A 22914-nucleotide genomic window follows, 5' to 3' on the forward strand; every position below is an offset into this window, starting at 1 on the left:
GGAGGCGCGTCGCCAGCTATTCGGCGGGCCTGTCTTCTTCTTCGCTGAAGCTGATGCGGATGCGAACCCAGGCGCCGACGAGGGGTTTGCCGCCGACGCGGGGCGGGCGGACGCGGAATTGCCAGGCGGCTTCGCGCATGGCGCTGGCGAGGCGCGAGCCGGGGGGCGAATCGCCGAGCTCGCGGCAGTCGTCGACCTTGAAGCGCTCGATGGTGCGGCAGGCGATCAAGGCCCAGGCACCCTTGGGGGCACCCTTGGGGAGGTAGAAGGCGAGTTCGGCGTTGGTCGGTTCGCGTTGCCATTCGGCGTTGTAGAGACGCTCGCCGCCGGGGCCTTCGCCGGGGCCATAGGCGGTCTCGCTGTCCTCGCCGTTGCCGACATCGGCCGATTCAGGGGCGGAATTCTGGTTGGGCAGCTTGGAGATGTCGATGGCATCGAAGAGGAGTTTGTCGAACAGCTTGGGCTGCGGTGGCAGCGGCGGCTGGACCGGCGGGGCGATCGGTTTCTTGGGCGAGGGCTTGGGCCGGGCCTCGGTCTTTTTCTTGGGCGATGGTTTTTCGACCGGCTTGGGAGCCGGCGGCGGCATCATCTCGAAGATTTTCGGTTCGTCCGGGCGCGTGGGACTTTGCGGCGGCGACAGCAGCAGCAGGATGAGGGCCAGCAGGATGTGGACAGCGAGGACGATCAGCAGCGCGATCGTCCGGCGCCGATCGGGGAACAGCTCGGCCCACCATTGCCGGGTCGGCAGAAGCGCGGCCAACCGGTTGGGGGCGTTGAGAGTGGCCGCGGGCATCGACAGTGAGGATCTTACTCGAACAGGGGGAGCCGCGACCGGGCGGTGCTTCAGTCGCGCAGCAGCTCGTTGATGGCGGTCTTGCTGCGGGTCTGGGCGTCGACGGTCTTGACGATGACGGCGCAATAAAGGCCGGGGCCGGGGGAGCCGTCGGGAAGCGCCTTGCCGGGCAAAGTGCCGGAGACGACGACGGCATAGGGGGGCACCTTGCCGATGTGGATCTGGCCGGTGGCGCGGTCGATGATCCTGGTCGAGGCGCCGAGGTAGACGCCCATCGCGAGGACCGCGCCTTCGCCGACTTCGACACCCTCGGCGACTTCGGCCCGGGCGCCGATGAAGGCGCCGTCGCCGATGATGACGGGGCCAGCCTGGAGCGGTTCGAGGACGCCGCCGATGCCGATGCCGCCCGACAAATGGACGCCCTCGCCGATCTGGGCGCAGCTGCCGACGGTGGCCCAGGTATCGACCATGGTGCCCTTGCCGACGCGCGCGCCGATGTTGACGAAGCTGGGCATCAGGATGGCGCCGGGGGCGATATAGGCGCCGCGGCGCACGATGGCGCCGGGAACGGCGCGGAAGCCGGCGGTTTCGAAGCGGCCGGCGTCCCAGCCGTCGAACTTGGTCGGCACCTTGTCCCACCAGCCGCCGCCGAGGCCGGAGATGCCGGGGCCGCCGGGTATGCGAACGTTGGGGTTGAGGCGGAACGACAGGAGGACGGCTTTCTTGAGCCATTGGTTGACCAGCCAGCCGCCGGCGCCATCGGGCTCGGCAACGCGGAGTTCGCCGGCGTCGAGGCCTTCGAGTGCGGCTTCGACGGCCTGGCGGAGCTCGCCCTGGGTAGCGACGGATACGGTGTCGCGGGCGTCCCAGCCGGCTTCGATGACAGAGGTGATGTTCATGCGGTCTCCTGCGCGGCGAGCACTTCAGTGAGCCAGGCGCTGACTTCGGTGATGGTGTAGTCGATATGATCGCGGGCGTCGCCGGGACCTTGTTCGGAACCATTGTCGATCCATACCGTCGTCATGCCGATGGCTTTTGCCGGCACGAGGTTGCGGGCCATGTCCTCGACGAACACCGATTTGCGGGGATCGATGGCGTGGGCGGCGCAGAGCCCGGCATAGGCGGGGGCCTGGGGCTTGGGGACGTAGCCGAGCGCGTGGATGTCGTAGAGCGCGTCGAAGCTTTCGGACAGGCCGAGCTGGGCGAGGACACGGTTGGCATAGGCGGCGTCGGCGTTGGTGAAGACGAACTTGCGGCCAGGCAGCCGGGCGATAAGCGCGGCGAGTTCGGGATGCGGGGTGACGACGCGGACGTCGACATCATGGACGCGGGCGAGAAAATCGTGCGGGTCGACGCCGTGTTCGGCCATCAGGCCGGGGAGCGTCATGCCGTGGCTGTGGAACAGCGATTTCTGGATGCGATGGGCCTCGGCGGCGTCGCAGGCGAGCAGGTCCTGGATGAAGGCGCCCATGTGGACGTCGATCTGGGCGAACAGGTTGGCGCTCGCCGGGTACAGCGTGTTGTCGAGGTCGAAGATCCAGTTTTCGATATGATCGAGCATGGGGCCTGTTAAGCGCCCGGGAGCCTGCCGACAAGCGCGGGAGGCAGGCTCCGTCCCCTCGTGCGGTACTTAACTTGCGGCAGCCGATTCATTATGGACATGATATCGGGACTTTTGGGGACGTAGCTTGACGGCAACGAGGACGATCATCGCGGCCTTGGGATTGCTCTTGGGATTGGCAGCGCCTGTCGTTGCCGAACAGGTGTTGGTGCCAGCAATTGTGCCCGTGCCGGTGCCGGTGCCGCCCGCCTTCACCGCGACCGAACGGCCGCGTATCGGGCTGGTGCTCGGCGGCGGCGGTGCCAAGGGCTTCATGCATATCGGCGTCATCGAGGAGCTCGAGCGCCGGCGCATCCCGATCGACGTGATTGCCGGCACCAGCATGGGGGCCGTCGTCGGCAGCATGTACGCGATCGGCAACGACGCCCATGAGATCAAGGCGATCGCCAAGGCCATCGACTGGACGACGGTGTTCACCGATACCGCCAACCGCAACGACCTGTCGTTCCGCCGCAAGCGCGAGGTGCGCGACATCCTGCTCAATTTCCGGCTGAACGTCGATGATGGGCGGCCGGTGCTGCCGACCGGCGTGCTCGGTGGGCAGCGATTGTTCGCCACCGTCCAGCAATTGCTGGCGCCGTGGCGTGCCACCGATGATTTCGACCGGCTGGCGATCCCGTACCGTGCCGTCGCGACCAATATCGTCACCGGCGACGCGGTGGTGATCGGCAGCGGCAATTTGTCGACCGCGGTGTTTGCCAGCATGTCGATCCCGGCAGCTTTCCCACCGGTCGAGCGTGAGGGGTTGCTGCTGGTCGATGGCGGCATCTCGAACAACCTGCCGATCGACGTGGCGCGCCGGATGGGTGTCGATATCGTCATCGTCGTCAATGTTGGCGAACCGCCGGCATCGGCGGACCGCATCCGCAGCGCCTTCAGCGTCGTCAACCAGATGCAGTTGCTGCTGGGGCATGACGCGGTTCGGCGGCAACTCGAAACGCTGGGACCGCGCGACGTGCTGATCGAGCCCGACATCACCGGGTTCGGCGTGACCGCGTTCGACCGGCTCGACGATGGCATCGCGCGAGGCAAGGACGCCGCCGAGAAAGCCGGCGGCAAGCTCGCTTCGCTGTCGGTAAGCGAGGCGCAATGGAGCCAATACATGGCGGAGCGCGATGCCCGCCGCCACCCGGCGCCGATCCGCATCGACGCGGTGGTGATTGCCAACAGTTCGATCAAGGTGCCGACCGAGGATATCGCGCCATTGGTGACGACACGCCCCGGCGACACGCTGGATGGCAACATCATGGCGCGCGACGTGGCGCGGATCTTTGCCCTCGATGAGTTCGAGCGGGTCAATTACGACACCGATGCTGTCGACACCGGCAACGGGGTGATGCGAAATACCCTGACGGTCAATGCGCTGGGTACGCGCGGGGCGCAGAAATACTGGCAGGCCGGGCTGTTGATCGCCAGCAACTTCGGCACGCAAGCCGATTTCGACCTTGCCGTGGCGTTCACCGACCGGAATTTCCTGGGGACCGGGGCCGAAGGGCGCGGCTTTGCCCGGGTCGGCAACGACGTGCAGTTCGATGTCAGCCTGTACAAGCAGGTCGGCAACTGGTTCGTCGAGCCGGTCGCCTTCTACCAGCGCTATACACGCGTGTTCGTCCGGACCGGGTCGACGTCGGTTGTCGACGCGGTGCAGGTGTCGCGTATCGGCACCGGCATCGATGGCGGCAGGGTGTTCGGCAACTGGGGCGAATTTCGCGTCGGCGCGCGCATCGGCGGGCTCAATCCGATCGAGGCGACGGGATTCAACGTCCCACCCGGGTGGAATCGCGATGTCGACTGGCGCGCGGGCTTTACCGTCGACACGCTCGATTCGGTGACGTTTCCGCGCCAGGGGGTTTTCGCGCAGGTGCAGTTCGTCGACCATGTCACGTCGCTCGGCGGACAATTCAGCCGTAATACCTTCAGCGTCAACGTCCAAAAGCCGATCAGCCGTGGCCGCGCAACGGTCGTCCTCGGCGCCCGCCTCGGCACGTCTTCCGATGTCACCAACGACTTCCTCGGCGATTTCCAGCTTGGCGGCTTTCTCAACCTGTCGGGACTGACGCAGAACTCGCTGATCGGGCCAAAGGTCATGTTCGGTCGGGCGGTCGGCTTTTATCGATTGAGCGACAAGTCGCCGATCCTCGATTTGCCGATCTATGTCGGCGGTTCGATCGAGGCGGGCAATGTCTGGGATGTCACCGGCAACATCTCGCTGGACAGCCTGCGCACGGCGGCCAGTGCCTTTGTCGCCGCGGATACGATCCTGGGGCCGGTGTTCCTCGGCTATGGCAACAGCCGGGGCAATGGCGCGGTCTATCTGTCGATCGGGCGTATTTTCTAGGATCGGCGTCGGGTCGTTTGGGTTGGCTTCGAGGGTGGCTCATTTGCGCGGAGAAGCAACTGGGTCCCGGGTCGAGCCCGGGATGACAGGTTGATCGCGATGCCTTGATCCGGTGAGCCCGTGGCTTAGCCGATGCTGAAACTTTGCTTGATGCCGTCGACGATGAACTGGGCCGCAAGTGCCGCGAGGACGACGCCGAGGAGGCGGGTGAGGGCGCCTTCGAACTTGGCGCCCATCAGCCGCATCAACGGCCCCGCCATGAGCAGCGAGACGAGGGTGATCAGCATGACGGCGAGCAGCGCCAGCATGACGACGAGCGATTCTTCCCAGCCGTGGCTGCGCGCCGAGAGCAGCATGATCGCCGCCAGCGAACCGGGGCCGGCGAGCATCGGGATGGCCATCGGGAAAACCGAGATGTCCTCCGACTCGATGGTCTTGTCGGCAGCGGCAGCGGCGGAGATGACTTCCTCGGCGCGGTGCTCGCGGCGCTCGGTGCGTTTTTCGAAGACCATGTCGATGGCGATCAGGAAGACCATGATGCCGCCAGCGATCTTGAACGCCGGCAGGCTGATGCCGAGCGCGCCGAGAAAGGCCTGGCCACCGAGCGCGAACGCCACCAGCACGGCGCTGGCAATGGCGACCGAGCGGAATGCCATCGAGCGGCGATGGGCAGTGCCGGCGCCGTTGGTCAGGCTCGAGAAGATCGGCACGCAGCCGGGCGGATCGAGCACCACGAACAGTGTCACGAACGCCGAGACGAACAGTGCGAGCAGCGAGTCCATTATGATACTCGGGCTTTTGCGGCTTGCAGCGTGTTGGCGAGCAGGCCGGCGATGGTCATCGGGCCGACGCCGCCGGGGACGGGGGTGATCCAGCCGGCGCGGGCGCGGGCGGGTTCGAATTCGATGTCGCCAACCAGGCGGGCCTTGCCGTCGGCGCCCGTGACGCGGTTGGTGCCGACATCGATAACGCAGGCGCCGGGCCGGATCCATTCGCCCTTGACGAGGCCAGCGACGCCGACCGCGGCGACGACGATCTCGGCGCGGGCGACGTGCGCGGCGAGGTCGCGGGTGCGGCTGTGGGCGATGGTGACGGTGGCGCTCTTGGCGAGCAGCAGCGCCGCCATCGGCTTGCCGACGATGTTCGAGCGGCCGATGACCAGGGCTTCCTTGCCCGAAATGTCGCCGAGCGCCTCGAGGATGAGCAGCAGGCATCCAGCGGGCGTGCACGGTACCAGGGCGTCGAGACCCGCCGAGAGCTTGCCGACGTTGATCGGGTGGAAGCCGTCGACGTCCTTGGCCGGGTCGACCGCAGCAAGGACGCGATCGGTATCGATGTGGCGCGGCAACGGAAGTTGGACGAGGATGCCGTCGACGGTTGGGTCGGCATTGAGCGCGGCGATGAGCGCCAGCAGCTCGGGTTCGCTGGTCTCGGCGGGCAGGATGTGTTCGGCCGAGACCATGCCGGCTTCGCGGGTGGCGACGCCCTTCATGCGGACATAGACGGCGCTGGCGGGATCCTGGCCGACGAGGACGACGCTGAGCCCCGGCGCGCGGCCATGGGCGGCGGCGAATTCGGCGACGCCGGCGGCGACGGTGGTGCGCAGGGCGAGGCCGCGCGCCTTGCCGTCGATGATGATGGCGGTCATTAGGCGGCGCTCATGCAGCGGGGGTTACCAGCGCCTGGCAGCGATGCAGGAGCTGGACCGGGTCGCCGTCGATCATCAGTGTTTTCAGGCGCACGGTGGTGCCCATGACGACCTCGACGCTGGTTTTCGGCACGCCGAGCCATTTCGCGACGATCTTTTCGACGGCTTCGTTGGCGTCGCCATCGACAGGGGCAGCGGCGACGCGGACGCTGATATGGGGTTCCTCATCGGCATCGGCGCCGATGCCTTCGACGGCATCGCGGCCGCCGCGCGGGGTGACGCGGACGCGCAGGCGGACGCCGCCGACAACAGGGGACCAGGCGTGTGGAAGGCTCATCAGGCGGTCATGTCGAGCAGGATCGCCGGCAGGCCGCGCTGGACGAGCATGATGAGCAGGATGAGCACCATCGGCGACAGGTCGATGCCGCCCATGTCGGGCAGGATTCGGCGGATCGGCCGCAGCATCGGATTGAAGAAGCGGTCGAGCCCGGTGACGAGGCCGCGGACGAAGCCGTTCTGCATGTTGACGACGTTGAAGGCGATCAGCCACGACAGCACCGCCCAGATCACCAGCGCCCAGATCAGCCATTGTAGGGCCATCGTGATGAGTCCGACGACGACGAACAGGGTATTCATGCAAGGAATCCGCTTCTGGATCGGCGGCTCCGGGCCGCGCGCACAGGCATTACCCTGCGCACAGCGCAGCGGCAATGCGTAGTAGCGGGCTCAACCGCCGGGTGTTGCGGCCGATCCGGCGAGCAGGCCGCCGTCGATGTGGAACTCGCTTCCGGTGACATAGGCGGATTCGTCGCTGGCGAGGTAGACGGCCATCGCCGCGACCTCGTCCACGGTGCCGAAGCGCTTGAGCGGGGTGTCGACGACGAGCGCTGCCATGATCGCGGCGCGATCGGGGCCGGTGCCGATCATGGCTTCCCACATCGGCGTCAGGATGGCGGCGGGGTGGATGGAATTGCAGCGCACCGCGAGGTCGGTTTGCGCGCACCAGAGCGCTACGGTCTTGCTGTGGTTGCGGACGGCGGCCTTGGAAGAGGCATAGGCAGCGGCGGCGGGGATGCCGACCAGCCCCGAGCGCGACGAAATGTTGATGATCGAGCCGGTGCCGTGCGGGCGCATCGCGGCGATGGCGGCGCGGCAGCCGAGGAACGTCCCGTCGAGGTTGACGGCGTGGACGGCGCGCCAATCGGCGAGGCTGGCGTGTTCGGGGTCGTGCGGGCCCGGGCTGGCTTCGAAGCCAGTAATGCCGGCGTTGTTGACGAGGATGTCGAGGCGCGGGATGGCAGCCATCGCGGCGGCCCAATCGGATTCTTCGCGCACGTCGAGGTGGAGGAAGTGGCCGCCGATGACGTCGGCTATAGCCTGTCCGGCGGGATCGATGTCGATCACCCAGACGGTGGCACCCTCGGCGGCGAAGCGGCGGGCGATGGCTTCGCCGATGCCGCGGGCGGCGCCGGTGACGAGGGCGGTCTTGTTCGCGAGTCTTGTCATGGGGGTTGGCATAACCGGGTTTGCCGCGCGGGCAAGGCTCGCTACAGCCGGCGCATAGGAGATTCGCATGCAGACAATCGGGGTTATCGGCGCAGGGCTCATGGGCAATGGCATCGCGCATGTGTCGGCGCTGGCGGGGTATGATGTCATTTTGTCGGACGTCGAGATGGCACGGGCGGAGGCGGCGCGGGCGACGATCGCGAAGAACCTAGGGCGCGGTGTGTCGAAGGGGCTGGTTACGCAGGGCGATGCCGATGCGGCGATGACGCGGATCAGCCTGACCACCGACAGCGCTGCCTTTGCCGCTGCCGATCTCGTTATCGAGGCGGCGACCGAGAGCGAGGCGGTGAAGGTGAAGATTTTCGCCGGGCTGACGCCGCATCTGAAGGCGGGAGCGTTGATCGCGACCAATACCTCGTCGATCTCGATCACGCGGCTGGCGGCGGCGACGGATCGGCCGGAGCGGTTTACCGGGCTGCATTTCTTCAATCCGGTGCCGCTGATGACGCTTGTGGAGATCATCCCGGGGCTCGCGACGTCAGCGCAAACCAAGGCGGCGATGCATGGCTTTGCAGCAAAGATCGGCAAGACCGCGATCGAGGCAGCCGACAGCCCGGCGTTTATCGTCAACCGCATCCTGTGCCCGATGCTCAACGAGGCGATCTTTGCGCTGGGCGAAGGCGTCGGCAGCGTGACGGATATCGATGCCGGGCTGAAGCTGGGCGCCAATCACCCGATGGGGCCGTTGACGCTCGCCGATTTCGTCGGGCTCGACACGCTGCTCAGCATCATGCGGGTGATGCAGGAGGCGACCGGCGACCCGAAATACCGCCCGGCGCCGCTGCTGGTGAAATATGTCGAGGCGGGCTGGTACGGGAAGAAATCCGGCCGCGGGTTCTACGATTATTCGGGTGCGGAGCCGGTGCCGACGCGCTGAGCGGCCGAGGCGGCCGTGATGAAGTCCCAGACTGCCTTGGAGAACGGCGGTTCGACGGTGCCGGACCATTCGTCGATGTGATCGTAAAGCTTGGTGGTGCCGGCGGCGAGCTTGGGCGCGGCTTCGCGCATGAAGGGGGCCTGGAGGGCGTTCCATTCGGTGACGAAGACCTGCGCCGGGTCCGAGGCCGGGTCGAGCGGCAGAGCAGATTCGATGCGGTCGGTGAGGGATTTCCAGCTTGCGGCATAGGCTTGCATGTCGAACCCGGTGAAGGCGCGTTCCTTGAGCGCGGCCCATTCGGCCTGTTCCTCGGGCGAATAATAGCGGTCGAGGACGGGTTGCCAGTTGGCCTTGTCGGTCATGATGGTCTCGCCTTGCTTGATGAGGGTGCAGAAGGTGTCGATGTCGAGGGTGCGGCCGGCGGCGAGGGCGCGCTGGGCGGCGAACAGGCTTTGGCTGGCGGCGGTGAGCGCGGCACTTTGCGCGGCGAGGGCGGCGAGCTGCGCCTCGATGATGCGCGGCAGGTCGAGTGCGGCGCTATCCAGCAATTGGGCGATGCGCGCCAGGCTGAAGCCGGCGCGTTTGAGCGCGGTGATGTTGTGGAGACGCGCCAGCTCGGTTTCGTCGTAACAGCGCAGGCCCGCGGCGGTGCGCTGTGCCGGCAGCAGGCCCTTTGCTTCGTAGAAGCGCAGCGTGCGGCTGGAGAGCCCGGTGCGGCGGCAGACTTCGGTTATCGGGATCGTCTTCATGACTCGAGCCGTAGCCGATGACGCTCCGTCAACCGCAAGGGCTTTCAGTCGATGCGGTAGTGAATCGGCTTGAAGCTGCCGTTGTTGGATTGCAGCGCCGAACAGGCGGTGAGGCCGATGATGAGATCGGTTTCGGCTTCGAGGACGATGTGGTCGCCGGCCTTGCTTAGCGGTGGCAGGACTTTGAGCTCGCCGGTGACGGCGTCGACGGGAACGTTCATGAACAGGTTGAAGGCGACGGGGATCTGGTCAGGCAGGATGCCATATGGTTCGAGCGCGGCGGCGAGGTTGCCGAAGCAGCCGCGGTGGGGCTCCTTGTCGCCGTAGATGATGCGAAACGTGTCCTTGGAACACGGCGTCAGCAGGAAATCGTGGCGGCCGACGGTGTCGTGGACGATGCGGAGCATGATGTTCGAGCGGTTCGAATAAAGCGGGTCGGGAGTCGTCAGGTAGATCCGGCTGGCGTAATCGAGCGTCCGCCCCGACGAGATGACTTCGTTGGTGTCGGCACGCGAGAATGCCAGGAGATCGGCGACCTGCTCGCCGCGCGGGTCGATCACCGTCAGCCGCTGGCCCTTGTCGAGGGTGAAGGCGACGCCCGACCGCGGCGCGATTTCATGCAGCATCCTGGATTCCCGATGTGTCGTTGTTATCCTGCAAGGCGCCGGCACCGCGACCGGCATAGGGGCATTGCCAGTCCCTGCCGACGACACGCCCGCTGTATTGGGCGGCTTCCGACGCATCGCCGTGACGGGCGAGCATCGGGTTCATGGTACCGGCAAGCGCCAGATCGCGATCGAGAATCGAATTGCGCAGCTTCTCGTAGCGATTCTGGGCGCGTAGCTGCTCGAACTGGTCGTGGAGGTTGAATACCAGCGCCGGACGCTCGAAACGCCGCGCCGGGCGGCTGGCGCCGGGATGCAGGCCGACGACGAAAAATGCCTCGCCGCCGAAGCTGAGCGAGAAATGCGGGTCCTCGGGATTGTCGCTGACGCGCTCGTCCTGCGGCGACCCGAACCACAAGGCGTCCTTGTCGGACAGCGATTGGACGCGTTCCCAGAGATATTGCTCGAATTCAGCCTCGGCGATGGTTTCGGGCTGTTCGAAGATCACCACCAGGGTCTGGAAGAGTTCGGGCGTGGTGCGATAGTCGGCGGCGAGCGACGATAGCTCGGGAACAATGCGGAGATCATCCCACGCCGACGCCAGGTCCCGGGCGACGAGAATTCGCATCTTGTTGCGCGACAATGCCGATTTGGCCCCGACACAGGGGAAGTCGGAAGCGCGCACAAAATTGCGAAACCGCTCGGCGAGCGGATGCTCTGTTTCGGCCGTCATACAAGCTCCTTGGTCGACAGCCGAAACCGTCTGCGTGCCGGGATGTTCCCGGCATCACGATCGATATGGGTGCGCCGACGCGGGAGTCAGGGGATTCCTGGCTTCGCTGCGACGACCGGCCGCACGACGCGCAGCCGCTTGTTCGGCAGGCTTTCGCCCCGGCATCGGTCACCCTATACACCCTCCCATGTCCCATGCTCCCGATCCCGAACTGCTCGCCAAGACCGAAACGCTGATCGAGGCGCTGCCTTATCTGCAGCGCTATGCGGGCAAGATCTTTGTCGTCAAATACGGCGGTCACGCGATGGGCAATGCCGAACTGGCGCGCGATTTCGCCGAGGACATCGTGTTGTTGAAAGCGGTCGGCATCCTGCCGGTGGTCGTCCATGGCGGTGGGCCGCAGATCGGCGCGATGCTCAAGCGGTTGGGGATCGAGACGCGCTTTGTCGATGGCTTGCGGGTGACCGACGCCGAGACTGCGCAGGTTGCCGAGATGGTGCTGGCGGGATCGATCAACAAGGAACTTGTCGCCTGGATCGAACGCGCCGGCGGGCGGGCGGCGGGCATTTCGGGCAAGGATGCGGGGCTGGTCCGGGCGCGCAAGGCGCTGCGCACGACGCGCGATCCCGACAGCGCCATCGAGCAGGTCGTCGATCTGGGCTTTGTCGGCGAGCCCGAATCGGTGGATACGGCGCTGATCGACACGTTGCTGGCGGCCAATATCGTGCCGGTCATCGCGCCGGTCGCGGTCGGTGCCGACGGGCATACCTATAACATCAACGCCGATACGATGGCGGGCGCGATTGCGGCCGCATTGGGCGCCGCGCGGCTGTTCCTGCTGACCGACGTCGCCGGGGTGATGACGAAGGACAAGCAGTTGCTGACCGACCTGACACCCGCCGATATCGCGCTGCTGATCGAGGACGGCACTATCAGTGGCGGCATGATTCCCAAGCTGGAAACCTGTGTCACGGCGATCGAGGGCGGCGTCGATGCGGCGGTCATCCTCGATGGCCGGATCGGGCACGTCATGTTGCTGGAGATCTTTACGCGGCGGGGCGTGGGGACGCTCGTTCACGCGTAGAAAGGGCGGCGGCGAGGGCTAGATGCCGCCTGCTCTCCGCGTCATCCCGGCGGAGGCCGGGGCCCATTTCCGGGACGTGCTGGAGATGGGCCCCGGCCTCCGCCGGGGTGACGGGTTAAAACGCCGGGGTGACGGGTTAGAAAGCTTACAGCTTGGCGGTCAGCTCCGGCAGGATCGTGAACAGGTCGCCGACGAGGCCGACGTCGGCCACCTGGAAGATCGGGGCTTCCTCGTCTTTGTTGATGGCGACGATGATCTTGCTGTCCTTCATGCCCGCCAGGTGCTGGATGGCACCCGAAATGCCGATTGCCAGGTACAGTTCGGGAGCGACGATCTTGCCGGTCTGGCCGACCTGGTAGTCATTGGGGGCGTAGCCAGCGTCGACGGCAGCGCGCGAGGCGCCGACGGCGGCACCGAGCTTGTCGGCGAGCGGATCGATGAACTCGTGGAACTTCTCCGACGAACCAAGCGCGCGGCCGCCCGAGACGATGATCTTGGCGGCAGTCAGCTCGGGGCGCGCCGACTTGGTCAGGTCGGCACCGGCGAAGGTCGACAGGCCCGAATCAGCGAGCGCCGTGGCCGATTCGATCGTCGCCGAACCGCCGGAGGTGGCGGCCTTGTCGAAGGCGGTGCCGCGAACGGTGATAACCTTCTTGGCATCCGACGACTTGACGGTAGCGATGGCGTTGCCGGCATAGATCGGGCGGGTGAAGGTGTCGGGGCTTTCGACCGACAGAATTTCCGAGATCTGCGCGACATCGAGCGAGGCCGCGACGCGGGGGGCAAGGTTCTTGCCGCGCGTCGTCGCCGGGGCGACGAAGGCGTCGTAATTGGCCATCAGCGCGACAACCAGCGGCGCCAGGTTTTCGGCGAGCGCATGTTCGTATGCGGCGTCGTCGGCGAGCAGCACCTTCGACACGCCGGCGATCTTGGCGGCGGCATCGGCAACGCCCTGCGCGCCCTTGCCGGCAACGAGGATGTGGACATCGCCGCCCAGCGCCGCCGCAGCGGTGACGGTGGCGAGGGTGGCGTCCTTGAGTTCGACGTTATCGTGTTCGGCGAGAACCAATACGCTCATTGCACAGCTCCAATCGTCTTCAGCTTTTCGACCAGTTCATCGACGGTCTTGACCTTGATCCCGGCCTGGCGCTTGCCGGGCTCGATGACCTTGAGGATGGTCAGCCGCGGCGTTGGATCGACGCCGTAATCGGCCGGCGTCTTCTGCGCGATCGGCTTCGCCTTGGCCTTCATGATGTTGGGCAGGCTGGCGTAACGCGGCTCGTTGAGGCGAAGATCGGTGGTGACGATCGCCGGCAGCTTGAGATCGACGGTCTCGGCGCCGCCATCGACTTCGCGGGTGACCTGGACGCGGTCGCCATCGGGCGAAACCTTGGATGCAAACGTGCCCTGGCCCCAGCCGAGCAGGCCGGCGAGCATCTGGCCGGTCTGGTTGGCGTCGTCATCGATCGCCTGCTTGCCCAGAATGATCAGGCCGGGCTGTTCCTCCTCGGCGATCTTGGCGAGGATCTTGGCGACCGCGAGCGATTCCACAGCGACATCGGTCGTCACCAGGATGCCGCGATCGGCGCCCATTGCCAGTGCGGTGCGCAGCGTCTCGGTCGACTGGGTGACGCCGATGGAAACGACGATGATCTCGGTGGCGATGCCCTTTTCCTTCAGGCGGATCGCCTCTTCGACGGCGATCTCGTCGAAAGGGTTCATGCTCATCTTGACGTTGGCGAGTTCAACACCGGTCTGGTCGGACTTGACCCGGACCTTGACGTTGTAATCGACGACCCGCTTGACGGGCACGAGGACCTTCATCTGTGATACTTCCCAAGGCTGTTATCGGATGCTGGTGCATTGCTACGGGTTGACGCGCCAGTCAACCTAGTGAGAGGCGCCCAAAGGGGTCATGGCTGCATCTGGCCGGGGTCGCGGCGCCACAGGTGGAGGGCGAACCTGCCATCGGCATCGGTCCAGTCGGCAACAGGCAGCCAACCGCTGCTGCGGGCGAGTAGCCGGGCTTCGAGGCGCGTCCATTTATAGCTGTTTTCGGTGTGGATATGCTCGCCCTCGGGGAGGGTGAAATGCTGGCCGGCGGCATCGAACGCGGTGTCGCGCCTGGCGACAAGGTGCATCTCTATACGGCCGAGGTCGGCGTTCCAGACGGCGCGGTGGGCAAAATCCTCGATGGCGATGGTGCCGCCAAGCTCGCGATTGATGCGGTGGAGAAGGTTGAGGTTGAAGGCGGCGGTCACGCCCTGCGCATCGTCATAGGCGGCCTCGAGGGTTTCGCGGTCCTTGGCGATGTCGAGGCCGATGAGCAGCCAGCTGGCGTCGCCGAGAGTTGCGGCAAAACTGCGCAGCAGGTCGGTGGCGGCAAAGGGCGCGAGATTGCCCAGCGTCGAGCCGGGGAAGAAGCCGAGACGGGGTGCATTGCCGATGGCTGCGGGCATGCGGAACGGCTGGGTGAAATCGGCGGCGACGGGCAGCACCGGCAGGCCGGGGAAACCGGTGGCCAGCGCGGCGGCGGACTGCTGGAGGAATTCGGCCGAGATATCGACGGGGACATAGGCGGCGGGGGCGATGGCGCGGAGTAGCAGCGGGGTTTTGGCCGACGAGCCCGAGCCGAACTCGATGACAGCGCGGCCGGGGCCGACAAGTTCGGCGATCTCGGCGGCGCGCGCCGACAGGATGCCGACTTCGGTGCGCGTGGGGTAATATTCGGGCAGGTCGGTAATCGCCTCGAACAGCTCCGACCCGGCGTGATCGTAGAAGAAGCGCGCCGGAATGACCTTTTGCGGCTGGGCGAGGCCCGTGCGGACGGCGTCGGCGAAATCGTCGTGCTGGTCATGGACGGCTAGCGGTCGGGCCATGTCAGAGCTCCCTTGCCAGGCGCAGCCCGGTGAACTGCCAGCGCTGCGCCGGGTAGAAGAAATTGCGGACGCTGGCCCGGCTGCTGCCCCGCGGCGTGGCGCAGCTCGCACCCTTGAGGACCATCTGCCCGTTCATGAACTTGCCGTTGTATTCGCCGACGGCGCCGCCGACCGGGCGAAAGCCGGGGTAGGGCAGGAATGCCGACGCGGTCCATTGCCAGCAATCGCCAAACAGGCTGGCGGTGCCGGTCGGCGCGACGGGTCCGGCGCGGTCGAGCTGGTTGCCGCTGCCGGCATCATGGGCTTGGGCGGCGACCTCCCATTCGGCCTCGGTCGGCAATCGGGCGCCGGCCCAGCTGGCAAAGGCGTCGGCTTCGTAGAAGCTGATGTGGGTTACGGGGGCGGCGGGATCAACACTGCGGCGGCCGCTGAGGGTGAAGCTGGTCCAGCCGTCGTTGCCGTGCTGCCAGCGCAAGGGGGCGGCGATGGCTTCGCGGTTGACCCAGGCCCAGCCGTCGGACAGCCACAGCGCGGCCTTGCGGTAGCCGTCGTCGGCGATGAATGCGGCCCAGTCGGCATTGGTGACCAGCCGGTCGGCGAGAGCGAAGGGGCGGACAAGGACTTCGTGGGCGGGGCCTTCGCAATCGAAGGCGAAACCGTCGCCGTCATGGCCAACTCGGACGATGCCGCCGTCGTGGCGGGTCCAGCCATTGCCGACGGCGACCGATTCCAGACGCGTCGGCGGGAACATTGCCGGTTCGATCGGGTTGGCGGCGAACAGGTCGAGGATGTCGGTGAGGAGCAGCTCCTGATGCTGTTGTTCGTGGTTCACACCGAGGGTGATTAGCGCAAGGTGTTCGGCGCCGAGCGCATGCCAATGCCGGTCAAGAGCGCCATCGACATGATAGCGATAGGCGAGAACGTCTTCGAGGCTGGGCCGGGTGATGAGGCCGCGCGCGACGCGGGAATGGCGCGCGCCGACCGATTCGTAATAGCTGTTGAACAGATAACCGAAGCGATCGTCAAACACCCTGTAGCCAGGCATCTCTGCCAGCACAAAGGTTTCGAGGAACCACGTCGTGTGCGCCAAGTGCCACTTTACCGGCGATGCATCGGGCATCGATTGGGCGCTGGCATCAGCATCGGACAGTGGCGCGACCAAAGAGACGCTGAGCGCCCGGGTGGCTGCGAAATCGACCCTCAGCGTTGCCGCTGGGGCCAGCGATACGCTCGCCATAGACATCTCCTTGCCTGGCGTCTGGCTCCACCGTCTAGCGGTTGGCGCCGGGCACCCACAAAACATCGCCGTCGGCAGAATTCTCCACCCGGCTCAACACAAACAGATAATCTGACAAACGGTTCAAATATTGCATCGCGGCGTGGCTCAATGCCTCACCTGCGGCAATCGCTGCAACGCCGTCGCGCTCCGCTCGCCGGGTGATGGTACGCGCCAGATGCAGCGCGGTTGCGCTGGGACTGCCGGCGGGCAGGATGAAGGACTTCAGCGGTGACAGGTTTTCGTTGGCGGCGTCGATCTGCGCCTCGAGCCAATCGACCTGGGCCGCGACGATGCGCAGCGCGCCGTCGATGCCGGCAGGCGTGGCAAGGTCGGCGCCGAGGTCGAACAGGTCGTTCTGGACGCGACTGAGCGCGGTGTCGGTCGCGGGGGAGGCGCTGAGCCTGGCCATACCGATGGCGGCGTTGACCTCGTCGACGGCGCCGACGACGTGCAGCCGCGGATCGGCCTTGGACCGGCGCGAGCCATCGACCAGCCCGGTGGTGCCGTCATCCCCGGTGCGCGTGTAGATGCGGTTGAGCCTGACCATGATCAGGGCCGGTTGATCAGGAACAGGATGACAATGAAGGCGATCGCCAGCGCCTGGAAGGCGACGCGGTAGCTCATCATCTTGTTGGCCTGCTTGCCGCTGACGTCCTTGCCGCGCGCCATGATGATGATGCCGCGCGCAAGCACACCGAGCGTGGCCAACGCGGCGACGACCATGAAGATGATCAGCACGGCCTGCATGTTCATTGTAATATCCTCGTACCGACAAGAGCCGTGCAGCGCAGTGCACGTTTGCCCGTCCTTCAGGTGGGCGTCCACCCCCGCCGCGCCAACGGGCCATGGCGTCGCAGGTTGTGCCGGCCCCCGAAACAACATGCGGTATTGTCATTTGCCTGACACACGAACTGTTGTAGAGGAAGTAAACCACGGAACGGCCGTCTTTTCGAAGCGGCCCTGATCGCGGACAGCGCGGACCAGCGGTGTTCGCGGCGTGTGCGACGGGCCGGTGGCAAAGGGCAGCCTATTCCTTGCAAGGGGAGCAGGCGAGCGCATGTATCATCCCGACATCTTGTCGCCTCCGGATGCGTGTCCGGCGCTCGTCCTCAATGCCGACTATACGCCATTGTCCTATTATCCGCTGTCACTGTGGCCGTGGCAGACCGCGATCAAGGCAGCGTTCCTCGAACGCGTCGATATCGTTGCCGAATACGACCGGGTGATCCATTCACCGTCGTTCGAGATGAAGATCCCCAGCGTCATCGCGCTGCGCCAATATGTCCGCCCCGCCAGCCACCCGGCGTTTACCCGGTTCAACCTGTTCCTGCGCGATCGCTTTGCCTGCCAATATTGCGGCGCCGGCAATGATTTGACCTTCGATCATGTCGTGCCGCGGGCCTATGGTGGGCGGACGACGTGGGAGAATGTCACCACCGCCTGCGCGCCGTGTAATCTGAAGAAGGGTGGCCGCACGCCGGCCGAGGCCCACATGGGGCTGCACCAGCGACCGTTTCAGCCAGCGACGTTTCATCTGCAGGAGAATGGGCGGGCGTTTCCGCCGCACTATCTCCACGCCACGTGGCGGGATTATCTTTACTGGGATACGGAATTGCTGGCCTGATAGGCCTTAAGATTTGTGCTCGCGCACCTGCAGCACGACGGTCAGCCCCTCGACGGGCGCGAGCGTATCGAGCCGCACGGCATCGCGCCGCGCGCGGTCTGTCACCGCCGGCGGCACGTCGCCCTCGACCACAAGGGCATCGCAGCGGCCGAGCGCCGCCAGCTGGTTGAGAGTCAGTTCGCCCGGATCGGTGCTGGTCACCGGGATGACCAGCACCTCGGTAACCGCTGCCGAGCCGCCCGCAATCGCCGCCGCAACTGCTGCGCCCGCGTCTGTCACCGCGCGTAGTGGATCGAGCATGCCGCCCTCCGTCAGCGCGCGTTCCCATAGGCGCCGCCGGTCGGCCATCGACGGGTGCCGCGCCGACGCTGCGCCGCGCGCGCTGCCGATTGCCGCCGCCAATGCACCCAAGGAAGCCGGCAGCAACGCCTCCAGACGACCCCGCAGCGCCCGCGACAGGCTCGCGGTCGCCCCGCCGGTCGATACCGCGACCACCACCGGCGAGCGGTCGATGATTGCCCCCATCAGGAAATCGCTCGCCGCCGGGCGGTCGACGACATTGACCAGCATCCCCCGCGCCCGCAGCCGCACCGCTGCTGCCAGTGCCTCGGCCTCATCATCGATGCCGACGAACGCGGCCACCGGGTCCGTCGCATCCTCGCCGGCGATGATCCCGCCAGCCGCCACGACCAGGCGTGCCTTCGCCGCTGCCGCCTCGCCATCGCCGAGGACGATGACCTCGCGGCCACGCAGGTTCAGAAAGATCGGCAGGACATCCATTGCCTTCTGATGACACGCCGTCCCCATCACCTCCAACAGTTTACCGCCGCGCCGCCTTCGGCCACCTTCAGGCGATGCATACACCCCTCACCGGCTACACGCGCTTTACCTTCACACGCGACGACCGGGTGCTGACCGCCACCATCACCGGCAACAACCCCGTCAATGGCGTCGACGAGGCCATGCACGAGGAGCTGGCGCGAGTGTTTACCGACCTGCAGCGCGATCCGGACAGCGACATCATCATCCTGACCGGCGCCGGGCGGGCGTTCTGTGCCGGCGGCGATTTCGATTGGTTCGATGAGCAGATCGCCCACCCGGAACGCTTTCGCGATATCGGCTGGGATGCCAAGCGCATCGTCACGACGTTGCTCGAGATGGAAAAGCCGATCATCTGCCGGATGAACGGCGCCGCCGCGGGGCTGGGCGCCACCATCGCGCTGCTGTGCGACATCATCATCGCCGACGAGCGCGCCGTCATCGGCGACCCCCACGTCAAGGTCGGGCTGGTGGCGGGCGATGGCGGCGCGGTAATCTGGCCGCAGTTGATCGGTTACGCCCGCGCCAAGGAATTCCTGATGACCGGCGACCTGATTCCGGCGCCGCGCGCCGCCGCGATGGGCCTGATCAACTATGCCGTGCCAACCGCCGAGCTCGACGCCAAGGTCGCCGAGCTTGTCGCCAAGCTGCAGGGCAACCCGAAATGGGCGGTGCGCTGGACAAAGGTGGTCGCCAACCAGCCGCTGCGCGTCCTTGCCCAGCAGCTCATGGACGCCTCGATTCCGTACGAGACCCTGTCCAACATGGCCAAGGACCGCGCTGAATCGGTCGCCGCCTTTCGCGAAAAGCGCAAACCCAATTTGACCGGCGAATGAGCCTGTGGACCTTTGCCGACGAACCCGGACATGTCGCCCAGCTGCGCCAGACGGTGGCGCGCTTCGTTGCTGCCCATGCGCCTCGGGAGGCGCGCGTCGCCTGGGACAAGGCGCATAGTTGGCCTCGCGATGTCTATGCCGAGCTCAACAAGCTGGGACTGACGGCGCTGACCATTCCCGAAGAATACGGCGGCGCCGGGCAGGATATCGTCGCCGCCATCGCCGTCATCGAGGAACTGGCGCAGGTCGGCCCTGCGCTTGCCGGGCCTTTCATCCACACGGCCTTTTATGGTGGCATGAACCTGAGCGAGAACGGCTCGGAGGCGCAAAAGCGCGAATATTTGCCCCGGCTGGCACGCGGCGAGATGTTTTTCGCATATGGACTTTCGGAACCCGATGTCGGCGGCGACCTTGCCAGCGTTACCACGCGCGCCCGTCTGGAGGGTGATAGCGTCGTCATCGATGGCGCCAAGCGCTGGTGCTCGGGTGCCGACTGGGCCGATGTCATCTACACGCTGGTGCGTTCGGGCGAGCCGGGCGACCGCTATCGCAACCTGTCGTTTGTGCTGATCCCGACGGGAACGTCGGGCGTCTCGATGCAGGCGATCGAGCACAGCAATTTGCGCTACATGACCAGCCAGGACGTGTATTTCGACGCTGTCCGGGTGCCGGCGGCCAATATCGTCGGCGGGCCGGAGATGTGGAACAAGGGCTGGCAATTGCTCGCCGGCCGCGCGCTTGATGTCGAGAAGCTCGAGATCAGCGCGTGTGCTTTCGGGATCGCCCGCGCGGCTCTGGCCGAAGCCTGGGAATACGCCCAGACGCGGGTCCAGTTCGGCAAGCCGATCGCCCAGCATCAGGTCGTGCGGCACAAGCTGGTGACGGCGAAAACCAAGCTGCAGGCGGCACGGCACATGCTTTACCATGCGGCGTGGCTTGCCAACGAAGGCCGGCCTTGCTCGGTTGAAACCAGCATGGCCAAGCTTTTCGTTGCCGATACGGGGGTCGAGATCGCGCTGATCTGCCAGCAGATCCTGGGGGCCTATGGGCTGACCGATGCTTTCGACATGGAGCGCCATGTGCGCGATCTGCTCGGCATGCCGATCGTCGGGGGCAGCAGCGACATGCAGAAGAACAATCTCGCCAGCCTGCTGAAGCTGTGAAGGTCACCCCCCTCCCACATTGTCATGCCAGCGAAGGCTGGCATCCAGCTGCGGAGCGAGGCGCCGGCAGTCGGTACGCGCGGCAAGACTGGATGCCAGCCTACGCTGGCATGACAGGTGAGAAGTTATGACCCCCATCGAAGCCGCGCGCGCCCTCGCACCCGAAATTGCGGCTCGCGCGGCCGATACCGAAGCCCAGCGCCGCCTCCCTGCCGATCTCGCTGCGAAACTGGCGGCGGCCGGACTTTTCCGCTTGGCCGTGCCGACCAGCCTCGGCGGCAGCCAGTCCACGCCGGCGGAAATCTACCGGGCCCTCGAAATTCTCGGGCAGGCCGACGCGGCGACCGGCTGGTGCGCGATGATCGCCGGCACCACCGCCCTGACTTCGGCCTATCTGCCCGAACCCCATGCCACCGAGATTTTCGGCGACCCCGGCGCCATAACCGGCGGGGTGTTCGCGCCGATGGGCAAGGCCACCCCCGACGGCGACGATTATATCGTCAGCGGCCGCTGGGCCTGGGCGTCGGGATCGGCCAATTGTGACTGGCTGCTCGGCGGCGCGCTGATCTTCGACGATGGCAAGCTGCGCACATTGCCGAACGGCACGCCGGACCATCGCATGATGTTTTTTCGCCGCGAAGACGTCGAGCTGATCGACACATGGGACACCAGCGGCCTGCGCGGCACCGGGTCGGGCGATATGGCGGTTAGCAACGTCCGCGTGCCGCGATCGCGCAGCGTGTCGTTCATGACCGACCGCCCTTGCGATCCCGGCGCGCTCTACAGCTTCCCGCCGTTCGGGCTGCTCGCCATCGGCATTGCAGCGGTCGCCGCCGGCAATGCACGCGGGGCGCTGGACGATTTCAGGGCGCTTGCGAACGCGAAGAAAGCCGCCGGGTCATCTCGAACCCTTGCCGAACGCGGCACGGTACAAGCTGAATATGCTCGTGCCGACGCGGCGCTCGAGGCGGCCCGGGCGCTGGTGCACCACGACATTGCAGCTGCCTGGGGGCTCGCCGTTGCCGGCCAGCCGCTCGATATCGAAGTCCGCGCTCGCCTGCGCCGCGCCGCGACCTATCTAGTCCGCACTGCCGCCGACGTTACGCGCACCGTTTATGACCTTGCCGGCGGCAGTGCGGCCTATGCGACATCGCCGCTGCAGCGCCGCTTTCGCGATGCGCATGTCGCGACACAGCACATTATGGTCGCACCGGCGACGTTCGAATTGACCGGCCGCGTCGCGCTGGGACTGCCGACCGACGATCTTGCTTTGTAGAGGGTCTAGCCGACGCGTATCACCCGGCGGCCGAAGCTGGCGCCGGTGAAGAGCCCGCAGAATGCCGCGGGCAGGCTCGCCAGTCCTTCGAATATTTCTTCGCGGTAGCGGACACGGCCGTCGCCGATCATGGTGGCAAGCTCGGCCTGGGCAGCCGAGAACCCGGGCAGGTCGTCGAACACCACCAGGCCTTCCATGCGCAGGCGCCTGGCGATGAATTGCGCCGTGTGCTTCAGCCCCGGCACCTTGTCGACCGGGGTGTTGTAGTCCGCGACCTGGCCCGAAACGACGATCCGCCCGCGCATCTTCATCACCGGCAGCGCGCGGTCGATCATGGCATTGCCGACATTGTCGAACATCACGTCGTAGCCGCCCTCGGCAGCAGCGGCGAATTGCCCTTCGAAGTCGGGCGCCTTGTAGTCGATGGCGCGGTCGAAGCCGGCAACCTGCGTCAACCATTGGCATTTTTCGGGACCACCGGCGATGCCGACAACTTCCGAAGCGCCCCAGAGCTTTGCCAGTTGGCCGGCGGTTGCGCCCACCGGGCCTGCGGCAGAGGTCACCAGGACACGCTCGCCGGCTTGTAGTTGTGCGACGCGCTTCAGCCCGAACCAGGCCGTCATTCCCGGCACGCCGAGTATGCCTATCCACAGCGATTCCGGTACGCCGAGGTCGGGGAGCTTGACGGCATAGCCGCGACCGTTCGACACGACGTGCGTTGCCCAGCCGGTGAGCGCCACCTTGTCGCCGACGGCAAAGTGTTCGTTCCGGCTTTCAATGACTTCGCCGACCGAAAAGCCATCGACCGGCGCACCGGGCTGTAGCGGCGGGGCATAGCTGGCACCGGGCGACAGCCGCGAACGGGTGCCGGGGTCGCATGATACGAACTGGTTGCGGGCGAGAAACTGGCCGTCGGCGAGTTCCGGGATGGCGACGCGTTCGATGCGAAAATCGTCGGGGGACGGCGCGCCGTCGATATGCCGGACCAGCACGATGCGTTCCATTTCGCGCGGTGACATGCGAG

General features: G+C 66.1%; 26 protein-coding genes. 7 read left to right on the top strand and 19 right to left on the bottom strand.

All coding sequences use genetic code 11. The features are described 5' to 3' along the window. Positions 1–16: 16 nt before the first annotated feature. Genes IEW98_RS07235 through IEW98_RS07245 form a run of 3 tightly spaced genes read right to left on the bottom strand, consistent with a single transcriptional unit; the run spans position 17 to position 2354 of the window. The gene (locus IEW98_RS07235; RefSeq protein WP_243450612.1) at positions 17–793 is read right to left on the bottom strand and encodes a hypothetical protein; all 777 of its coding nucleotides are present in this window, start codon (positions 791–793) and stop codon (positions 17–19) included. 50 nt (positions 794–843) lie between these two features. Then, positions 844–1692, bottom strand: coding sequence for a 2,3,4,5-tetrahydropyridine-2,6-dicarboxylate N-succinyltransferase (locus IEW98_RS07240; protein ID WP_188762263.1), 849 nt, complete (start codon positions 1690–1692; stop codon positions 844–846). Then, positions 1689–2354 carry a pyrimidine 5'-nucleotidase gene (locus tag IEW98_RS07245; RefSeq protein ID WP_188762264.1) on the bottom strand — a complete coding sequence of 222 codons (666 nt, stop codon included), beginning with the start codon at positions 2352–2354 and terminating at the stop codon, positions 1689–1691. Before IEW98_RS07245 ends, IEW98_RS07240 begins: the two co-directional genes overlap by 4 nt. Positions 2355–2562: 208 nt before the next feature. Between IEW98_RS07245 and IEW98_RS07250 the strand changes: the two genes are divergently transcribed. Beyond that, positions 2563–4752: a patatin-like phospholipase family protein gene (locus tag IEW98_RS07250; RefSeq protein WP_188762265.1), complete on the top strand. Its 2190-nt coding sequence runs from the start codon at positions 2563–2565 to the stop codon at positions 4750–4752. Positions 4753–4877: 125 nt separating this feature from the next. Here the strand turns inward: IEW98_RS07250 and IEW98_RS07255 are convergent, their stop codons facing one another. The 5 genes from IEW98_RS07255 to IEW98_RS07275 form a co-directional block, all read right to left on the bottom strand. Further along, positions 4878–5525, bottom strand: coding sequence for a MarC family protein (locus IEW98_RS07255; protein ID WP_188762432.1), 648 nt, complete (start codon positions 5523–5525; stop codon positions 4878–4880). A gap of 8 nt (positions 5526–5533) precedes the next feature. After that, entirely contained in the window at positions 5534–6400 is an 867-nt protein-coding gene (locus IEW98_RS07260; RefSeq protein ID WP_188762266.1) for a bifunctional 5,10-methylenetetrahydrofolate dehydrogenase/5,10-methenyltetrahydrofolate cyclohydrolase, read from the bottom strand. Positions 6401–6410: 10 nt separating this feature from the next. Then, positions 6411–6737: an ACR/YggU family protein gene (locus IEW98_RS07265; protein WP_188762267.1), complete on the bottom strand. Its 327-nt coding sequence runs from the start codon at positions 6735–6737 to the stop codon at positions 6411–6413. Beyond that, a complete protein-coding gene (locus IEW98_RS07270) occupies positions 6737–7036 on the bottom strand; it encodes a YggT family protein (RefSeq protein WP_188762268.1) in 300 nt (99 codons plus the stop codon). The genes IEW98_RS07265 and IEW98_RS07270 overlap by 1 nt, the downstream gene beginning before the upstream one ends. 90 nt (positions 7037–7126) lie before the next feature. After that, on the bottom strand, positions 7127–7906 hold the full coding sequence (locus tag IEW98_RS07275; protein ID WP_188762269.1) for an SDR family oxidoreductase: 780 nt from the start codon (positions 7904–7906) through the stop codon (positions 7127–7129). A 67-nt stretch (positions 7907–7973) separates the two neighbouring features. Between IEW98_RS07275 and IEW98_RS07280 the strand changes: the two genes are divergently transcribed. After that, positions 7974–8843 carry a 3-hydroxybutyryl-CoA dehydrogenase gene (locus IEW98_RS07280; RefSeq protein ID WP_188762270.1) on the top strand — a complete coding sequence of 290 codons (870 nt, stop codon included), beginning with the start codon at positions 7974–7976 and terminating at the stop codon, positions 8841–8843. Here the strand turns inward: IEW98_RS07280 and IEW98_RS07285 are convergent. Genes IEW98_RS07285 through gntA form a run of 3 tightly spaced genes read right to left on the bottom strand, consistent with a single transcriptional unit; the run spans position 8810 to position 10930 of the window. Continuing rightward, entirely contained in the window at positions 8810–9592 is a 783-nt protein-coding gene (locus tag IEW98_RS07285) for a MerR family transcriptional regulator (RefSeq protein ID WP_188762271.1), read from the bottom strand. The genes IEW98_RS07280 and IEW98_RS07285 overlap by 34 nt on opposite strands. Positions 9593–9636: 44 nt before the next feature. Continuing rightward, on the bottom strand, positions 9637–10218 hold the full coding sequence (locus IEW98_RS07290; protein ID WP_188762272.1) for a DUF1989 domain-containing protein: 582 nt from the start codon (positions 10216–10218) through the stop codon (positions 9637–9639). Further along, positions 10208–10930 carry a guanitoxin biosynthesis heme-dependent pre-guanitoxin N-hydroxylase GntA gene (gntA, locus tag IEW98_RS07295; RefSeq protein WP_188762273.1) on the bottom strand — a complete coding sequence of 241 codons (723 nt, stop codon included), beginning with the start codon at positions 10928–10930 and terminating at the stop codon, positions 10208–10210. Before gntA ends, IEW98_RS07290 begins: the two co-directional genes overlap by 11 nt. Positions 10931–11117: 187 nt before the next feature. On the opposite strand from gntA, the gene argB reads away from it, so the two are divergent. Then, on the top strand, positions 11118–12014 hold the full coding sequence (gene argB / locus IEW98_RS07300; protein ID WP_188762274.1) for an acetylglutamate kinase: 897 nt from the start codon (positions 11118–11120) through the stop codon (positions 12012–12014). A gap of 145 nt (positions 12015–12159) precedes the next feature. Here argB and IEW98_RS07305 read toward each other — a convergent pair whose 3' ends face one another. The 6 genes from IEW98_RS07305 to IEW98_RS07330 all read right to left on the bottom strand — a co-directional run bounded on the left by IEW98_RS07305 (position 12160) and on the right by IEW98_RS07330 (position 16925). Then, entirely contained in the window at positions 12160–13092 is a 933-nt protein-coding gene (locus IEW98_RS07305) for an electron transfer flavoprotein subunit alpha/FixB family protein (protein WP_188762275.1), read from the bottom strand. Next, the gene (locus IEW98_RS07310) at positions 13089–13838 is read right to left on the bottom strand and encodes an electron transfer flavoprotein subunit beta/FixA family protein (RefSeq protein ID WP_188762276.1); all 750 of its coding nucleotides are present in this window, start codon (positions 13836–13838) and stop codon (positions 13089–13091) included. Before IEW98_RS07310 ends, IEW98_RS07305 begins: the two co-directional genes overlap by 4 nt. Positions 13839–13927: 89 nt before the next feature. Next, positions 13928–14893 (bottom strand): L-histidine N(alpha)-methyltransferase, encoded by a 966-nt coding sequence (gene egtD / locus IEW98_RS07315; protein ID WP_188762277.1) that lies wholly within the window; start codon positions 14891–14893, stop codon positions 13928–13930. A 1-nt stretch (position 14894) separates the two neighbouring features. Then, a complete protein-coding gene (gene egtB / locus IEW98_RS07320) occupies positions 14895–16130 on the bottom strand; it encodes an ergothioneine biosynthesis protein EgtB (RefSeq protein ID WP_243450613.1) in 1236 nt (411 codons plus the stop codon). Positions 16131–16164: 34 nt separating this feature from the next. After that, positions 16165–16719 carry a cob(I)yrinic acid a,c-diamide adenosyltransferase gene (locus IEW98_RS07325; protein ID WP_188762279.1) on the bottom strand — a complete coding sequence of 185 codons (555 nt, stop codon included), beginning with the start codon at positions 16717–16719 and terminating at the stop codon, positions 16165–16167. A 2-nt stretch (positions 16720–16721) separates the two neighbouring features. Continuing rightward, complete coding sequence (locus IEW98_RS07330) at positions 16722–16925, bottom strand: twin transmembrane helix small protein (protein WP_243450614.1); 204 nt, start codon at positions 16923–16925, stop codon at positions 16722–16724. Positions 16926–17229: 304 nt separating this feature from the next. Between IEW98_RS07330 and IEW98_RS07335 the strand changes: the two genes are divergently transcribed. Further along, positions 17230–17796 carry an HNH endonuclease gene (locus tag IEW98_RS07335; RefSeq protein ID WP_188762280.1) on the top strand — a complete coding sequence of 189 codons (567 nt, stop codon included), beginning with the start codon at positions 17230–17232 and terminating at the stop codon, positions 17794–17796. Between the two features lie 6 nt (positions 17797–17802). Here IEW98_RS07335 and IEW98_RS07340 read toward each other — a convergent pair whose 3' ends face one another. After that, the gene (locus IEW98_RS07340) at positions 17803–18576 is read right to left on the bottom strand and encodes a precorrin-2 dehydrogenase/sirohydrochlorin ferrochelatase family protein (protein WP_243450615.1); all 774 of its coding nucleotides are present in this window, start codon (positions 18574–18576) and stop codon (positions 17803–17805) included. Between the two features lie 74 nt (positions 18577–18650). Here IEW98_RS07340 and IEW98_RS07345 point away from each other — a divergent pair, with 74 nt between their 5' ends. The 3 genes from IEW98_RS07345 (at position 18651) to IEW98_RS07355 (ending at position 21890) form a co-directional block, all read left to right on the top strand. Continuing rightward, positions 18651–19451 carry an enoyl-CoA hydratase/isomerase family protein gene (locus IEW98_RS07345; protein ID WP_188762282.1) on the top strand — a complete coding sequence of 267 codons (801 nt, stop codon included), beginning with the start codon at positions 18651–18653 and terminating at the stop codon, positions 19449–19451. Next, positions 19448–20614: an acyl-CoA dehydrogenase family protein gene (locus tag IEW98_RS07350; RefSeq protein WP_188762283.1), complete on the top strand. Its 1167-nt coding sequence runs from the start codon at positions 19448–19450 to the stop codon at positions 20612–20614. The genes IEW98_RS07345 and IEW98_RS07350 overlap by 4 nt, the downstream gene beginning before the upstream one ends. A 127-nt stretch (positions 20615–20741) precedes the next feature. Then, the gene (locus tag IEW98_RS07355) at positions 20742–21890 is read left to right on the top strand and encodes an acyl-CoA dehydrogenase family protein (protein WP_188762284.1); all 1149 of its coding nucleotides are present in this window, start codon (positions 20742–20744) and stop codon (positions 21888–21890) included. A gap of 5 nt (positions 21891–21895) precedes the next feature. Here the strand turns inward: IEW98_RS07355 and IEW98_RS07360 are convergent, their stop codons facing one another. After that, positions 21896–22909 carry an NADP-dependent oxidoreductase gene (locus IEW98_RS07360; RefSeq protein ID WP_243450616.1) on the bottom strand — a complete coding sequence of 338 codons (1014 nt, stop codon included), beginning with the start codon at positions 22907–22909 and terminating at the stop codon, positions 21896–21898. Between the last annotated feature and the right edge of the window lie 5 nt (positions 22910–22914).

The sequence above is a fragment of the Sandarakinorhabdus glacialis genome (assembly GCF_014643455.1).
Lineage (GTDB): Bacteria > Pseudomonadota > Alphaproteobacteria > Sphingomonadales > Sphingomonadaceae > Sandarakinorhabdus > Sandarakinorhabdus glacialis.

Coding starts and splice junctions, on each gene's coding strand:
- IEW98_RS07235 (WP_243450612.1), bottom strand. CDS start 793: ATGCCCGCGGCCACTCTCAACGCCCCCAACCGGTTGGCCGCGCTTCTG.
- IEW98_RS07240 (WP_188762263.1), bottom strand. CDS start 1,692: ATGAACATCACCTCTGTCATCGAAGCCGGCTGGGACGCCCGCGACACC.
- IEW98_RS07245 (WP_188762264.1), bottom strand. CDS start 2,354: ATGCTCGATCATATCGAAAACTGGATCTTCGACCTCGACAACACGCTG.
- IEW98_RS07260 (WP_188762266.1), bottom strand. CDS start 6,400: ATGACCGCCATCATCATCGACGGCAAGGCGCGCGGCCTCGCCCTGCGC.
- IEW98_RS07265 (WP_188762267.1), bottom strand. CDS start 6,737: ATGAGCCTTCCACACGCCTGGTCCCCTGTTGTCGGCGGCGTCCGCCTG.
- IEW98_RS07270 (WP_188762268.1), bottom strand. CDS start 7,036: ATGAATACCCTGTTCGTCGTCGTCGGACTCATCACGATGGCCCTACAA.
- IEW98_RS07275 (WP_188762269.1), bottom strand. CDS start 7,906: ATGACAAGACTCGCGAACAAGACCGCCCTCGTCACCGGCGCCGCCCGC.
- IEW98_RS07280 (WP_188762270.1), top strand. CDS start 7,974: ATGCAGACAATCGGGGTTATCGGCGCAGGGCTCATGGGCAATGGCATC.
- IEW98_RS07285 (WP_188762271.1), bottom strand. CDS start 9,592: ATGAAGACGATCCCGATAACCGAAGTCTGCCGCCGCACCGGGCTCTCC.
- IEW98_RS07290 (WP_188762272.1), bottom strand. CDS start 10,218: ATGCTGCATGAAATCGCGCCGCGGTCGGGCGTCGCCTTCACCCTCGAC.
- gntA (WP_188762273.1), bottom strand. CDS start 10,930: ATGACGGCCGAAACAGAGCATCCGCTCGCCGAGCGGTTTCGCAATTTT.
- argB (WP_188762274.1), top strand. CDS start 11,118: ATGTCCCATGCTCCCGATCCCGAACTGCTCGCCAAGACCGAAACGCTG.
- IEW98_RS07305 (WP_188762275.1), bottom strand. CDS start 13,092: ATGAGCGTATTGGTTCTCGCCGAACACGATAACGTCGAACTCAAGGAC.
- IEW98_RS07310 (WP_188762276.1), bottom strand. CDS start 13,838: ATGAAGGTCCTCGTGCCCGTCAAGCGGGTCGTCGATTACAACGTCAAG.
- egtD (WP_188762277.1), bottom strand. CDS start 14,893: ATGGCCCGACCGCTAGCCGTCCATGACCAGCACGACGATTTCGCCGAC.
- egtB (WP_243450613.1), bottom strand. CDS start 16,130: ATGGCGAGCGTATCGCTGGCCCCAGCGGCAACGCTGAGGGTCGATTTC.
- IEW98_RS07325 (WP_188762279.1), bottom strand. CDS start 16,719: ATGGTCAGGCTCAACCGCATCTACACGCGCACCGGGGATGACGGCACC.
- IEW98_RS07330 (WP_243450614.1), bottom strand. CDS start 16,925: ATGAACATGCAGGCCGTGCTGATCATCTTCATGGTCGTCGCCGCGTTG.
- IEW98_RS07335 (WP_188762280.1), top strand. CDS start 17,230: ATGTATCATCCCGACATCTTGTCGCCTCCGGATGCGTGTCCGGCGCTC.
- IEW98_RS07340 (WP_243450615.1), bottom strand. CDS start 18,576: ATGGATGTCCTGCCGATCTTTCTGAACCTGCGTGGCCGCGAGGTCATC.
- IEW98_RS07345 (WP_188762282.1), top strand. CDS start 18,651: ATGCATACACCCCTCACCGGCTACACGCGCTTTACCTTCACACGCGAC.
- IEW98_RS07350 (WP_188762283.1), top strand. CDS start 19,448: ATGAGCCTGTGGACCTTTGCCGACGAACCCGGACATGTCGCCCAGCTG.
- IEW98_RS07355 (WP_188762284.1), top strand. CDS start 20,742: ATGACCCCCATCGAAGCCGCGCGCGCCCTCGCACCCGAAATTGCGGCT.
- IEW98_RS07360 (WP_243450616.1), bottom strand. CDS start 22,909: ATGTCACCGCGCGAAATGGAACGCATCGTGCTGGTCCGGCATATCGAC.